Source organism: Pseudoalteromonas sp. 23_GOM-1509m (assembly GCF_000518425.1).
GTDB classification, from domain to species: Bacteria; Pseudomonadota; Gammaproteobacteria; order Enterobacterales; family Alteromonadaceae; genus Pseudoalteromonas; species Pseudoalteromonas tetraodonis.
Map to the genome: position 1 here is coordinate 403,437 of NZ_KI912433.1, position 14,605 is coordinate 418,041.

Consider the following 14,605-nt stretch of genomic DNA (forward strand, 5'->3'; position numbering starts at 1 on the left):
GTTAACTACAACCACACGCTTTATTTAAAAAATATCAAAGATGTGTAAAATACCGACTTAACGCAATTGCAAATCACTCTCATTTAGATTAAATTACACCCACATTTTATCTTATGGGAAACAAGATGCTGTACAAACATAAAAACTCTGCATTTAAACTGAGTCTACTTACTTCACTGGTTTTATCTGGGCATGCTATTGCTAACGACACGCAAGACGACCTACCTTTAGAAAAAATTGCCGTTTATGGGCAACATCATAAAAATTATATTACCGAAGAAGCACAGTCAGCGACTAAGCTAGGTTTAACAATTAAAGAAACTCCACAGTCAATTTCTGTTGTCTCACGTGCGTTGATGGATGACTTTTCACTTGATGATATTAATGCGGTATTAGAAAGTACCCCAGGCGTAACAGTGGAACAAATAGAAACCGATCGTACTTACTTTAAAGCCCGTGGTTTTGAAATAACTAACTTTTTAATTGATGGTTTAGGCACGCCGCAAAGTTCAGGTTCAATTCAAGGTACACTTGATACGGCAATTTACGATCGCGTTGAAATAGTGCGTGGTGCCAACGGCATGATGACCGGTGCAGGTAACCCATCGGCTACTGTTAATATGGTGCTAAAAAAACCAACCTACACCAGGCAAGCTCATGCATCCGCTTCTTATGGTTCGTGGAATAATAAACGTGTAGATATTGATGTTTCCACACCGATTAACGATGAACACGCTGTTCGTGCTGTATTTACTAAGCAAGATAAAGAGTCATACCTAGACCGTTACGAAACCGATAAAACCGTTGCCTACCTTGCCTATGAGGGTAAGCTGACTGACGATACACTACTGAGCATTAACTACGTAAACGAACAAAAAGATGCCGACAGTCCTTTATGGGGCGCGTTACCACTTTATTACACTGATGGCTCAGCAACTAACTATGATGACTCAACTAGCACAGCTGCAGATTGGTCGTATTGGGATAATAGCGCTGAACGTGTTTATGTAACACTTGAGCAAAACTTATCAGCGACTTGGGTCGCTAAAGCGCGTTATGCCCACATAAAAAATGAACAAAATTCAGAGTTGTTTTATGTGTATGGCACACCAGATAAAGAAACTGGTTTAGGTTTAACGGGATATGCGAGTCGTTATGATTACAAAGACACACAAGATTTGTATGATTTATATGCCAGCGGTAAGTTTGAGCTATTTTCGCTAGAGCACGACTTATCATTCGGCATCAGCCAAGCAAACATGGACTTTAATGACCAATCGCTTTATGACTACACTACAGGTAATGGTTTTCCAGGTATGCCTGATTTAGCAAGTTGGGATGGTGTTATTCCAGAAGCGACATTGGTTGATAGACCTAATGGCAGTGATGTACAAAACACACAAAGGTCGGCTTATATATCAACCCGCATCAAATTAGCTGAACCATTGAGCCTTTTAGCTGGAGTACGCTATACCGATTGGGAAACTAAAGGTATTGCTTATGATGTAGTACAAACCCGTGATGACTCAGAATTAATCCCTTATATTGGCACAGTGTACGATTTTACCGAGTCGTTATCTGCGTATGCTAGCTATACCGAAACGTTTGTACCACAAAAAGAGTTAGACATTAATGCTGAACAACTAGCTCCTGTAATTGGCAAAAGTACTGAGGTTGGCCTAAAAGCACAGCTTTTAGGTGAGCAAGTATTTGTTACACTCGCCTACTTTGATGCCGAGCAAGATGGACTTGCTGTTGCACTTCCAAACTCTCTTCCTAGCGATACGCGTTATTATGCTGCAGATGGTATCAATAGCGATGGATTCGAAATTGAGCTAAGCGGTCGCTTAACTGATGATTTAAGTGCCAGTATCAGCTTTAGTAATTTAAGTATTGATGGTGACGAACTTGTTAAAGACTACACCCCAGAAAACCAATTAAAAATGGCTGCCACTTATCAGGTGCCATTTATTGATGGTTTAACCTTAGGTGCTAATTACCGCTGGCAAGACTCTATTAGCCGCGTGCAAGTAAAAGATCCAGCAGGCAACGCATTGGTTACTACAAAACAAGGTGCTTATGGCTTACTAGATTTAATGGCCACCTACGAAATCACTCAAAACGTCGGTGTTACCTTCAATGTTAATAACAGCACTGATGAAAAATACATAAACAGCCTCTATTGGGCTCAAGGTTACTACGGTGCACCGCGTAACTACTCACTGTCAGTTAACTGGCAGCTATAAACCTGAGTACTGGGCTCTCATGAACAGAGCTTAAGTCAATTTATAGCAAGCAATAAAAAAGCGCTAACCTAATTGGTTAGCGCTTTTTTTAAGCTCGGGTCAAATCAAGCTTTTAAAACTAATTGGCTTAAAGGTCGCCTTCGTCACCTAATACGTCTTCGCCATCTTCTGGCTCAACTGTTGCTTTTAGCAATAGCATTTCACGCAGTTTACCTTCAATTTCATCTGCAATTTCAGGGTTTTCTTTAAGGAACTTAATCGAATTAGACTTACCTTGGCCAACTTTGTTGCCATTGTAGCTATACCAAGCACCTGCTTTTTCAACAAGTTTGTGCTTAACACCTAAATCAATCAGCTCACCCTGCTTAGAAATACCTTCACCATACATAATGATAAATTCAGCTTGTTTAAACGGCGGTGCAACTTTGTTTTTAACAATTTTAACGCGCGTTTCATTACCAACAACCTCGTCGCCTTCTTTTACCGAACCAATACGACGAATATCAATACGTACAGAGGCGTAAAATTTCAGGGCGTTACCACCGGTTGTTGTTTCAGGGTTACCAAACATTACACCAATTTTCATACGGATTTGGTTAATGAAAATACATAGCGTGTTTGAGCGCTTAATGTTACCAGTCAGCTTACGTAATGCTTGTGACATTAAACGTGCTTGTAAGCCCATGTGTGAATCACCCATGTCGCCTTCAATTTCAGCTTTTGGCGTTAATGCTGCAACCGAATCGACAATAACCACATCAACCGCGCTTGAACGCACTAACATGTCACAAATTTCCAGTGCTTGCTCACCCGTATCTGGTTGAGATACCAGTAACTCATCAATGTTAACGCCTAGTTTTTGTGCATAAATTGGATCAAGAGCATGCTCAGCATCAACAAAGGCACACGTTTTACCTTCTTTTTGAGCTTCAGCGATAACTTGCAATGTTAGCGTTGTTTTACCTGATGACTCTGGGCCATATACTTCAACAATACGCCCCATTGGTAAGCCGCCTATGCCTAAAGCAATATCAATACCTAGCGAGCCTGTTGATACAGCGTCAATGTTTAACGCCTTGTTATCACCCAATTTCATAATTGAGCCTTTACCAAATTGACGTTCAATTTGTGATAAAGCTGCGTCCAATGCTTTTTGTTTGTTATCGTTCATTTTACTCTCCAAATCCAGCTAATGCAGACAAGTATACTGTATGAAATCACAGTATCAAGCTAATTTTATTATTTTATCTTCTCTATTATACTTTTCAATGAAAATACAATAGCTTGCAGCCTAACTTGCGCCCTATCTCCATCAAATACTTGCTCAAACGTCCAGTGTTTACCGTTAATTTGTAGGCCAAACCACACAAGCCCTACCGGTTTGCCCTCAGTGGCACCACCGGGACCTGCAATTCCTGAAATAGCAATGCCAATATCAGCATTAGCCGCCTTACATGCACCTGCTGCCATCTCAATGACTGTTTGTTCGCTCACCGCGCCAAATTCCTCGAGGGTATCACGCTTCACATTGAGCAATTCATGCTTTGCGTTATTGCTATAAGTGACAAATGCGCGGTCAATATATGCAGAGCTTCCGGGGGTATCGGTAAGCGAATAACTCACTCCACCACCAGTACATGATTCAGCGGTAGTGATCCATAAGCGTTTATCCGTTAAAATAGCGCCTAATTGCGCAGCAAGTGTCTTAATCTCTTGATGTAATTCCATATTCAGCCTTTGGGTAAATACATGTCGTTTGATCTTTATGCACCGCACACTATAAAACAACAAACCCCTATGATGCAGCAGTATCTAAAAATAAAATCAGAGCATCGCGATATTTTATTGTTTTATCGGATGGGGGATTTTTACGAACTCTTTTTTGACGACGCAAAACGCGCCGCGCAATTGCTTGATATTTCACAAACACATCGTGGCAAAGCCGGCGGCGATCCTATTCCTATGGCGGGCGTGCCTTATCATGCAGTAGAAAACTATTTAGCCCGCTTAGTACAAATGGGCGAGTCGGTGGCTATTTGTGAGCAAGTGGGCGACCCAGCCACCAGCAAAGGTCCTGTTGAGCGCAAGGTAGTACGTATTGTCACCCCGGGTACCATTTCTGACGAAGCCTTACTGCAAGAACGCCAAGACAACCTTTTAACCAGTGTTTGGCAAAATAAAAAAGGCCAATACGGTATTGCGTATCTTGATATCAACTCAGGGCGCTTTAATGTTGTTGAAGTAAACACTGATGAAGCATTTAGCTCAACGCTACAACGCTTAGCGCCTGCTGAATTACTGTATAGCGAACACTTTGAAAACACTCACTTAATTGAACACATTAAAGGGGCAAGACGTCGCCCTGATTGGGAGTTTGACCTTGATACCGCGCAACACTTACTGTGCGAGCAGTTTGGGACCAAAGATTTAGTGGGGTTTGGCGTCGACAAAGCACATAGCGCCTTGGTGGCAGCAGGCTGTTTAATGCAGTACGTAAAAGATACCCAACGTATTGCATTACCGCACATCCGCGCAATCACTCTTGAGCATAACGAACACGCGGTTATTTTGGATGCGCCAACCCGTAAAAACCTTGAGTTAACGGTTAATTTATCCGGCGGCTTTGAAAACACCTTAGCCCAAGTGCTTGATAAAACAGCAACGGCGATGGGCTCGCGATTACTTAAACGCCGCATTCATACTCCTATTCGCAATAAAGATGAACTCAACTCACGACTTAATGCTATTACTGCCATTTTAGATGCACAATTATGTGGTGAACTGCATGACGCGCTCAAAGAGATTGGTGATATAGAACGTGTAATTGCTCGCTTGGCATTACATACCGCTCGCCCACGCGATTTAACACGGCTTCGCAGTGCGCTTCAAGCATTGGCGCCACTGCATAGCTTATTAAACGATGCAACTGATACACGTATTTCACATATAATTACGCATTCTAAAGAGCTTCCTGAGCTACAAGCATTACTTGAACGTGCTGTCATTGATAATCCGCCAGTGTTAATTCGTGATGGCGGTGTTATTGCGCCAGGGTATAACAGCGAACTCGATGAGTGGCGTAATTTAAGCCAAGGTGCCACCGATGTGCTTGAACAGCTAGAGCAGCGCGAACGTGAACGCACCGGTATTAGTACACTTAAAATTGGTTATAACCGAGTGCATGGCTTTTTTATTGAAGTGAGTCGCGCCAACTCGCACTTAGTGCCTGCAGATTACATTCGTCGTCAAACATTAAAAAATAACGAACGCTATATAATCCCAGAACTAAAAGAACACGAAGACAAAGTTCTCGGCAGCCAATCAAAAGCGCTGGCCCTTGAAAAACAATTATACGAACAGTTATTTGAATTTATAGCTCCGCATATTGAGCAGCTACAAATAATGGCCTCAGTAATTGCCGATCTAGATGTACTGAACAATTTAGCAGAGCGTGCCCAAACACTTAATTATGCCAAGCCTGAGCTTTGCGATAACGATAATATCAGCATTAAACAAGGCCGCCACCCTGTGGTAGAGCAGGTAATGAAAGACCCGTTTATTGCCAACCCTGTGGAGCTCAATAACCAGCGTAAAATGTTGATTATTACCGGCCCTAACATGGGCGGTAAATCAACCTACATGCGCCAAACTGCGCTTATTGTGCTTATGACACATATTGGCTGTTACGTTCCTGCCGATAGCGCTAAAATTGGTAATATAGATAGAATATTTACCCGTATTGGCGCCAGTGACGACTTAGCATCTGGGCGTTCAACCTTCATGGTTGAAATGACCGAAACCGCGGCTATTTTAAATAATGCCACCGCGCAATCATTGGTGCTTATGGATGAAATAGGCCGAGGAACCAGCACTTACGATGGTTTATCACTGGCGTACGCGACAGCTGATCACCTCGCTTCAAAAATAGCGGCTAAAACCCTGTTTGCAACCCATTACTTTGAACTTACAGAGCTTGCAGAGCAAACGCCTGGGCTGGTTAATGTGCACCTAGATGCCATCGAACACAACGATACCATTGCCTTTATGCATACGGTATTAGATGGCGCAGCGAGTAAGAGCTTTGGTTTGCAAGTAGCAGCACTGGCCGGGGTGCCTAAAGCGGTTATTGCCCAAGCTAAACAAAAGCTAAGCTTGCTTGAAAACCATCAAAGTGTCACCACAGTCACTACAGAGCAGCAGGTTTTACCGTTTGATAGTGAGCCACAAACCAGCCAGCCAAGTGAGCTTGAGCTACAAATGAGCGCAATAGACCCTGATAACCTATCACCGCGTCAGGCGCATGAACTGCTTTATAAATTAAAAGCACTGCTTTAAACGCATACAGCCCGGCTTAAAAAGCCGGGCTGTATTCATTTTTCTGTGTGTTTAGATTAGATTAAGCAAATTGTTCAAATAAGCTTTCGGTACTTAATCCTTCTTGCTGCAAAATATCTTTTAACCGACGTAACGCCTCAACCTGTATTTGGCGAACTCGCTCACGGGTTAAGCCTATTTCACGACCAACATCTTCAAGGGTTGAGGGTTCATAGCCTAGTAAACCAAACCGACGTGCAAGTACTTCGCGTTGCTTAGGATTTAATTCACCTAACCAGTCAATGATATGCGTATTCATATCGTTGTTTTGTACTTCACCTTCAGGGCCTACATTTTTTTCATCAGCTATCACATCTAATAATGCACTGTCATTCTCGCCACCAATGGGCATATCTACAGAGGCGATTTTTTCATTTAGGCGTAGCATTTTGGTGACGTCTTCGACCGGTCTATCCAAGCTTTCTGCAATTTCTTCTGCGGTAGGCTCATGATCAAGCTTTTGCGTTAGCTCACGTGCTGTACGTAAATAAACGTTAAGCTCTTTAACTACATGAATAGGCAAACGAATAGTACGCGTTTGATTCATTATCGCCCGCTCAATGGTTTGACGTATCCACCATGTAGCATAAGTAGAAAATCGAAAACCACGTTCAGGATCAAACTTTTCAACCGCTCTAATGAGTCCTAAGTTACCTTCTTCAATTAAATCGAGTAGAGCAAGCCCACGATTGTTATACCTGCGCGCAATTTTCACAACCAAGCGTAAGTTACTTTCAATCATGCGTTTACGGGAAGCTTCACAGCCTTTAAGCGATTTTCGTGCAAAAAAAACTTCTTCTTCGGCACTTAATAGAGGGGAAAAACCAATTTCGCCTAGGTATAACTGAGTGGCGTCGAGGTTTTTAGTGACTTCTTCTTTAACAAATACGTCTTCATCTTCCACGTCATCAAGTAGTTGCGTTGGCTCTTCAACTTTTGAATCGTCAAACTTATCATCAGTGGGGGTTTTCTCAGCTTTTGCTACATCAGCCATAAGACTTCTCCTGAGCAAGCTATCAATAACTTTATGATTAAGGTCTGTAGTCGTTTTATTAGCTTTTGCTGTATTAGCCATGAGCCTTCTCCAGAACTGTCAATCAACACCTTTAGTTCAGGGTAGGTATTTAGCAGGGTTAACAGCTTTTCCTCGATAACGAATTTCAAAGCGAAGTGCCGTTACTGAAGACTCTGAATTACCAATTTCTGCTATTTTTTGTCCCGCCTTCACTATTTGCTTTTCTTTAACAAGTAACTTTGAGTTATGTGCATAAGCACTTAGGTAATCATCATTATGTTTCAATATAATTAAATTACCGTAACCTCTTAGTGCACTACCCGCATAGACTACCGTTCCTTGAGCAGCGGCGAATACTGCCGCCCCCTTTTTATTAGCAATCTGTAGGCCTTTATAACCATTTTCCTTGTTAGAAAAGCGTTGGATTATTTTACCTTTAGCAGGCCAAAACCAACTCAACTTTCTGTTTGTAGAACCTTGAGACTTGCTAATTTTTTGGTTAGCTTGTTTTTGAACATACCTTCGTTTTTTCGGCTTATCAAGCTCTTTCTTTAATTTTTTGTTATTTTTTTGTAAATGAGATGACTTTTTAGCTGGGTGTTTTTCATTCGTTTTTGCTGTAACCCTTGGCTTACTTGGTTCTAAAAGAGAAACAACCTGACCAGGAACAATAGTGTAAGGTGATGGAATTGAATTGTTTTTTGCAAGCTCTCTGAAATCTTTTCCGGCACTAAAAGCAATCGAGTAAAGTGTATCGCCTTTTTGTACTGTGTATTTTCCGCCGTTAATATTAATCCGTGAGGGATAGTCATTAATATTATTATTTAAACTGCTTACCGGAGCGGGAACATGGCGAGACGAGCATGCACAGAGCAAAACACTAATAAATAAAGCAACATAACAGCGTATTTGTTTATTCAATGCGTTTTGCCCTCTGCGTTAATAACATTAATATATAGTACTTAACGTAATAAAATGTACGCAACAACAATTAAAGCAACAACAGCCCAGCCAAGCACTTCAATATATTGACGTAATTTTTGCTCCATTTTAACTCCGCCCCATTTCATTAAAGCAGATACTAAAAAGAAACGCGCCCCTCGTCCAACCGCCGATGCAACAATAAAGGGTAAAAACGCCATTTGTAATACCCCTGCACCAATAGTAAATACCTTATAAGGAATAGGCGAAAACCCGGCTAAAAATACCACCCATACGCCATAATCTTTAAACCATGTAAGTGCCGTATTAAATTTATCTTGCCATTGCATTTGTGCAATAAAAGGCTCTACAACAGGTTCAAATAACCAAAACCCTAGTAGATAACCTAGCACGCCACCAAGCACAGAAGCTACGGTAGCAAAGCTTGCAAATCGCCATGCTTTACTCGGTTGTGCCAGCGACATAGGCGCTAACATTACATCGGGTGGCACCGGAAAAAAAACCGATTCGGCAAAGCTCATCCCTGCTAAATAACGTTCTGCATGGCGATGCTTAGCCCACACTAAGGCCATATCATATAACTTGGTAAACAACTTCAAAATGAATTCCTATTCAATATCGCCAGGGACCAAAGGTACAAATCTTACTGGCGCAATTACATGCTCTGTAAAGCTATCGCCTTGGCGAATAACCATGGTTAATTTTTGTTCTGCCTCACCAATGGGGGCGAGTAATACGCCTCCATCTGCAAGTTGTGCGAGTAGTTCTGGAGGGATAATCGTTGCCGCAGCCGTCACAATAATGCCATTAAATGGCGCTTGCGATTGCCATCCTTGCCAACCGTCACCGTGTTTCATAGTGACATTATATAAATCGAGCTGATGTAATCGACGCTTTGCTTGCCATTGCAAAGCTTTTATACGCTCAACCGAATACACCTTATCAAAGGTTTTAGCCAGTACCGCGGTTTGATAGCCGGATCCGGTACCAATTTCTAACACTTTACTTTTCACGCCAGCTAAACGCATCAATTCGGTCATGCGGGCAACAATGTAAGGCTGAGAAATAGTTTGTCCTTGCCCTATCGGTAGCGCCGTATTTTGATACGCTTTGTGCTTTAGTACATCATCAATAAAGATATGCCGAGGAATTTGCGCAATCGCCTTTAAAACCTCCTTATCTTCTACGCCCTCTCGTTGTAATAGGTCTGAAAGCGCTTGTGCACTGCGGGTATAATTAGCCAGCACGGTTGATCTCCAACTCGGCTAACCACTCTCCCACAGCTTTGATACTGTCTTTAGCGGTCATATCAACGCTCAATGGGGTAACTGATGCATAGCCATTATTTACAGCATAAAAATCAGTGCCTTCACCGGCATCGCTTTCTGTACCCAAAGAACCATACCAAAAAATATCGCGTCCCCAAGGATCGCTTTGCTTAGTCATGGTTTCTGCTTTGTGTCGCGCGCCTAAGCGAGTTACCTGAACCCCTTTTAGCTCACTTAAAGGAATATCTGGCACATTAATATTGATGATCTGATCTTTAGGCAGTGGATGCGAAGCAAGCCCTTTAATAATATTGACCGTAACGGCTGCTGCCGTTTCAAAGTGTTCACCATGGTGAGAGCACAAAGACACCGCAATTGCTGGTAAACCCAGATGACGACCTTCAGTCGCCGCAGCAACCGTACCAGAGTAAAGTGTATCGTCACCTAAATTGCCGCCGTGGTTAATACCGGCTACCACTAAATCGGGCTTTTCATCCATTAATTGATTCACACCTAAATGCACACAATCCGTTGGCGTGCCATTAACCGACATAAAGCCATTGTCGAGTGTCGTTGCACGCAAAGGATTCATTAACGTCAGTGAATTACTTGCGCCACTGCAATTTCTATCTGGCGCAACCAGCGTTACCTCAGCAATTTGTGTTAATGCTTGGTATAAAACAGCAATACCTTTGGCATTAACACCATCATCATTACTTAATAGAATCTTCATCTGCGTTATCCTTTTCTTTCCGCTCGCGAGGACTGGCGTCAGTATAATCAACCAGTTCGCGCAGTAAAGCCGTTGCAAAGCAGCCTTTGGGTAAACCAAAGCTGAGTTTTAATGTGCGTTCATCAAGTGTTTCTACACTTAGATCTTGAGGGATTAAACGCAGCATTCTGCGCTCGTTTTTAAGCCCTAACTCACCTAAGCCATCACACCATGCTTGATACGGTGCCAACCATGTTTTTTCTTGTTCGGTTAAGCCTTTTTCACTTTTGCCCACCATGGGCGCCGACATCATAATATCGCCAGAAGCAAGCCGTGCAATATTTTCATCACTTATCGCATCTTCAAAAAACGCATTGCTACCGCTAAGCATAAATACTTCGCGGTGCATGGTTTTAGCAAGGCCATGCTCAGCCACGCGTAAACTAACAATTTGATTAAACACATGTGAACGTGCTGCAGAAATAATAATGCCTCGCAGCTTTTTATCGCGTATGCGCTCACCGGCAAACATTTTTTCAGCCATCACTAAGTTATGCCCATCACGGCCAAAACGCTGCTCACCAAAATAGTTAGGCACACCGGCGCGTACTGCGTTTATACGGCACAAAATATCCAAAGGTTCGGTTACATTACGCAAGGTAATAGTAAATCTATTTCCTTTATGACAACCGGTGCGCAATTTTCGCTCATGGCGCTGCTGCGAAACCACAAACACGCTTTCGCTGTTGAGTTCAGTAAAATCAATATGTTTTTTAATCGGTACTTTTACGCTAAACCACTGCGAGCATACTCCATGGCGGTCTTTCATACCTGCATAGCTTACATCACGCGGCGACACCCCCGCTTTTTGTGCAATGAGCTTAGCCACATATTGAGTGTTTTCGCCTTTTTTTATCACTTGCAAACACACATGTTCGCCACTGCCGGTAAACTCTATACCAAGATCTTCATCGACCATAAAGTCTTCTGCGGTGGTTTTAAAGTCGGCTTTAGAAAGCGGCGCGCCATATAAATAATTTAATTCGCTCATGCGCTTTGTTTACTCATAATGACCACGGCATGGCTTGAAATACCTTCTTTACGCCCCTCAAACCCGAGCTTTTCAGTGGTTGTGGCTTTAACATTTATCTGTGAGAGCTCAGCATTTAAATCACTGGCAAGATTGGTTCGCATTGCTTGAATGTGCGGCAGCATTTTTGGTGCTTGTGCAACAATGGTGACATCCGCATTGCCCAATACATAGCCCTGTTGCTTGGCCAAACTCACCACATGGCGAAGTAAAATACGGCTATCGATATTTTCATACTCACTGGCTGTATCTGGAAAGTGCTTACCAATATCACCTAGCGCTAATGAGCCTAAAATCGCGTCACACAACGCATGAATAGCTACATCACCATCTGAGTGCGCTAAAAAGCCTTGCGGGTAATCAATTTTTTCGCCGCAGATGGTTAAAGGCCCTTGGCCACCAAACTTATGCACGTCAAAACCATGGCCTATTCGTATCATGTTGCACTCTCATTATTTTGTTTTTGCAGTAAAAAACCTGCTAAGTCTAAATCTTCTGGGGTGGTAATTTTAATATTATCACTGCGCCCCGCCACCAACCTTACCGGCTTATTTGCCCATTCCATGGCACTGGCTTCATCAGTAATAATTGCCCCATTGGCTAACGCATTTTGCAGTGCTGTTTTGAGCTCGTCATATTTAAAAAGCTGTGGCGTAAGTGCTTGCCATAAATCATCACGAGGCACTGTTTGCTGCGCATGGCTTTGCCCTCGTTTTATGGTGTCTTTTACTTTGCTGGCTAAAATGCCGCCTTCATCAGCCTGCATGCACTGTGCTATTAGGCGCTCTATATCAGCAATATCAACTAAAGGTCTTGCTGCATCATGCACCAAAACCCAAGTCGGTGGATTGGCAGCTAAAAACAATAAACTGTTTAATACTGAATCTGCACGCTCTTTACCGCCAATAGCACGCACGATGCGAGGATCAGCTAGCGTAAGGTCGTCAAAGTAAGGGTCGGTTTCGCTCAAAGCCACCACTATAGAGTTTAACTGCGGTAACTGCGATAACTTAGCGAGCGTGTGCTCTAAAATGGTTTTCCCTGCTAAGGAAATATATTGCTTTGGTGTTGTGTGTTGCATTCTGCTGCCAACACCTGCGGCAGGAACAATAGCTGCAATAGTAAATTTATTTGTCATGGTGTTGAGCCGGTAAAACACGAATAAAGGTTTCGTCCGGTTTAATCATTCCTAATTCGTTGCGGGCACGCTCTTCAATACCTTCAAGGCCGAGCTTTAAATCTTCTATATCCGCTTTTAATACTTTATTACGCTTGATCAGCTTTTCGTTTGTTTGTTGATGCGATGCTACCGCATTTTTTAGACGGGTGTAGTCTTGCACACCATTATGGCCAAACCAAAGTCTATACTGAATAAAAAGTGCTAAGCACAACAAGCCAAATTGAAAAAATCGCATTAAACACTCCTTATTTTAATTTTGAATTGTAAGCTTTACGCCAATGGCCGCTTAACATTGCGCCAATTAATATTGGCAGCCAATAACATTTCCCGTAACGATAATACCCGTGGCGTACTGCGCTTTGAAAACTGCCACTGGTGGCCACAACACGCCGCAGCAAGCGTTGCTTTGTTGGGTTTGAGTAATTGCGCACTTTGCTGCTCAAGCCCTTGACCTAAAAAATCAAACCAGCCAAGCTCATTGCAATGAACCTGTGTTTTAGTTACTTGATCAATGCTGTCTATTCTAACCCGAATTTGGCCGTGATTTTGTAATAATACAGGAATAATCAGCCCAACTTTGGCATAGACTTGATAAAAAAGTTCATTCGCTGAAGAATTAACTTCTGGCGGAGTTGGTTTTTGCTTTTCAAGCCACCCACCATTTTGCGCATCGAGCGTAAAAGGCGATGTTGCATTAGCCACCCGTGTTGCGGCACGTTCAATGTAATAAGGCAGGCTTTTTAATTGCCTGCGTAAACGATCACCATTAGGTTCAGCCACTAAGCGCTGCACCTCACGCTGATAAAAGGCATTACATAATTGTGCATAAAGCACTTTTTGTGCATCAGTTTGCCACATTTCAACTTGTTGGTTTGTGTCAAACTGCTTATTTTTACTGACCAATCGCTGTACTCAAAAACACCTTAATAGATGTTTTATAACACAGTAATGCACAGTTTTTAAGCACCGATTGTTAGGGCTTTTCGCCTAATTTCGCAATGCCTGATTCTAAAAATTGCACAACCGTATTACGTTTTTTTCCAATTAATAAACTGCCATCGGCTAAAAACATAAAGTTTTGCCAGTTGCGTTTAAACACATCAAAGCTCGTTTCAATAATATTATCGCGCGCCATACAAAAATAAACGGTGGTGTTAGCCTGCCAGTCTAGGTGGTTTAAAATAGCGTCAGGAAATTGGGGATCTTCGCTTTCCCATGCGTCTTCCCAATTTACTTCTTGGCTAAAGTTTTGCTCTTGCGCGCACCAATCGGTTTTATCAAAAAAGTCAGGATGATCATGTTCACGACTCACCATGGTTGTCCATAGCACTGCAGCACGCTCGCTGGTCATCGGTTTAATATTAGCTGCATCAATATCTGAAACCGGAATATCTTTGTGGCGAAATACCCAGGCTTTTTTGTAATCATCAAGAGAAATATAATTCATAGTATTGGCGTATTCTTTGGCATAATAAAAAGCGAAGGCAAATTATACAAGATAACAGACTATGACTACAGCACTAAAACTGGGTTTATATCAACACTACAAAGGCCCACAATATAAAGTTATGCATGTGGCAACTCACAGCGAAACCAACGAGCAATTGGTTATTTACCAAGCCTTATACGGTGAATACGGCATATGGGCACGCCCACTAAGTATGTTTACTGAAACCGTTGAAAAAGACGGTAAAACGATTGCGCGTTTTGCCTACCTTGGTGAAGCCGATTAACTATGGCATTATAACGCATAATAATTACTGCTCAGACCAGATAAA

Annotated in this window: 16 protein-coding genes; 3 read left to right on the forward strand and 13 right to left on the reverse strand. The window is 42.4% G+C overall.

Annotated elements, in window-relative coordinates; genetic code table 11:
• Positions 1–125 precede the first annotated feature (125 nt).
• Positions 126–2,246 carry a TonB-dependent siderophore receptor gene (locus N523_RS0115285; RefSeq protein ID WP_197019876.1) on the forward strand — a complete coding sequence of 707 codons (2,121 nt, stop codon included), beginning with the start codon at positions 126–128 and terminating at the stop codon, positions 2,244–2,246.
• Positions 2,247–2,373: 127 nt separating this feature from the next.
• Here N523_RS0115285 and recA read toward each other — a convergent pair whose 3' ends face one another.
• Positions 2,374–3,417 carry a recombinase RecA gene (gene recA, locus N523_RS0115290; protein WP_013465663.1) on the reverse strand — a complete coding sequence of 348 codons (1,044 nt, stop codon included), beginning with the start codon at positions 3,415–3,417 and terminating at the stop codon, positions 2,374–2,376.
• Positions 3,418–3,485: 68 nt separating this feature from the next.
• Entirely contained in the window at positions 3,486–3,974 is a 489-nt protein-coding gene (locus N523_RS0115295; RefSeq protein ID WP_024602330.1) for a CinA family protein, read from the reverse strand.
• A 21-nt stretch (positions 3,975–3,995) separates the two neighbouring features.
• On the opposite strand from N523_RS0115295, the gene mutS reads away from it, so the two are divergent.
• On the forward strand, positions 3,996–6,581 hold the full coding sequence (gene mutS / locus N523_RS0115300; protein WP_028833938.1) for a DNA mismatch repair protein MutS: 2,586 nt from the start codon (positions 3,996–3,998) through the stop codon (positions 6,579–6,581).
• Positions 6,582–6,642: 61 nt separating this feature from the next.
• On the opposite strand, the gene rpoS is transcribed toward mutS, so the two are convergent.
• The 11 genes from rpoS to N523_RS0115355 form a co-directional block, all read right to left on the reverse strand.
• A complete protein-coding gene (gene rpoS, locus N523_RS0115305) occupies positions 6,643–7,614 on the reverse strand; it encodes an RNA polymerase sigma factor RpoS (RefSeq protein ID WP_028833937.1) in 972 nt (323 codons plus the stop codon).
• Positions 7,615–7,731: 117 nt separating this feature from the next.
• Positions 7,732–8,556, reverse strand: coding sequence for a peptidoglycan DD-metalloendopeptidase family protein (locus N523_RS0115310; protein ID WP_028833936.1), 825 nt, complete (start codon positions 8,554–8,556; stop codon positions 7,732–7,734).
• A gap of 41 nt (positions 8,557–8,597) precedes the next feature.
• Entirely contained in the window at positions 8,598–9,176 is a 579-nt protein-coding gene (locus tag N523_RS0115315) for a YqaA family protein (RefSeq protein WP_016899662.1), read from the reverse strand.
• A gap of 9 nt (positions 9,177–9,185) precedes the next feature.
• Positions 9,186–9,824, reverse strand: a complete 639-nt coding sequence (locus tag N523_RS0115320; protein ID WP_016899661.1) for a protein-L-isoaspartate(D-aspartate) O-methyltransferase — start codon at positions 9,822–9,824, stop codon at positions 9,186–9,188.
• The gene (surE, locus tag N523_RS0115325) at positions 9,814–10,578 is read right to left on the reverse strand and encodes a 5'/3'-nucleotidase SurE (RefSeq protein ID WP_028833935.1); all 765 of its coding nucleotides are present in this window, start codon (positions 10,576–10,578) and stop codon (positions 9,814–9,816) included. Before surE ends, N523_RS0115320 begins: the two co-directional genes overlap by 11 nt.
• On the reverse strand, positions 10,559–11,608 hold the full coding sequence (gene truD / locus N523_RS0115330; protein ID WP_028833934.1) for a tRNA pseudouridine(13) synthase TruD: 1,050 nt from the start codon (positions 11,606–11,608) through the stop codon (positions 10,559–10,561). The genes surE and truD overlap by 20 nt, the downstream gene beginning before the upstream one ends.
• On the reverse strand, positions 11,605–12,087 hold the full coding sequence (gene ispF, locus N523_RS0115335; RefSeq protein ID WP_016899658.1) for a 2-C-methyl-D-erythritol 2,4-cyclodiphosphate synthase: 483 nt from the start codon (positions 12,085–12,087) through the stop codon (positions 11,605–11,607). Before ispF ends, truD begins: the two co-directional genes overlap by 4 nt.
• The gene (ispD, locus tag N523_RS0115340; protein WP_028833933.1) at positions 12,084–12,785 is read right to left on the reverse strand and encodes a 2-C-methyl-D-erythritol 4-phosphate cytidylyltransferase; all 702 of its coding nucleotides are present in this window, start codon (positions 12,783–12,785) and stop codon (positions 12,084–12,086) included. The genes ispF and ispD overlap by 4 nt, the downstream gene beginning before the upstream one ends.
• Complete coding sequence (gene ftsB / locus N523_RS0115345) at positions 12,775–13,062, reverse strand: cell division protein FtsB (RefSeq protein WP_013465673.1); 288 nt, start codon at positions 13,060–13,062, stop codon at positions 12,775–12,777. Before ftsB ends, ispD begins: the two co-directional genes overlap by 11 nt.
• Before the next feature lie 35 nt (positions 13,063–13,097).
• The gene (locus tag N523_RS0115350) at positions 13,098–13,730 is read right to left on the reverse strand and encodes a hypothetical protein (RefSeq protein ID WP_016899656.1); all 633 of its coding nucleotides are present in this window, start codon (positions 13,728–13,730) and stop codon (positions 13,098–13,100) included.
• A 70-nt stretch (positions 13,731–13,800) separates the two neighbouring features.
• Positions 13,801–14,274, reverse strand: coding sequence for a DUF2947 domain-containing protein (locus N523_RS0115355; protein ID WP_013465675.1), 474 nt, complete (start codon positions 14,272–14,274; stop codon positions 13,801–13,803).
• A gap of 61 nt (positions 14,275–14,335) precedes the next feature.
• Between N523_RS0115355 and N523_RS0115360 the strand changes: the two genes are divergently transcribed.
• Positions 14,336–14,560 (forward strand): DUF1653 domain-containing protein, encoded by a 225-nt coding sequence (locus N523_RS0115360; protein WP_008110327.1) that lies wholly within the window; start codon positions 14,336–14,338, stop codon positions 14,558–14,560.
• Positions 14,561–14,605: the final 45 nt, after the last annotated feature.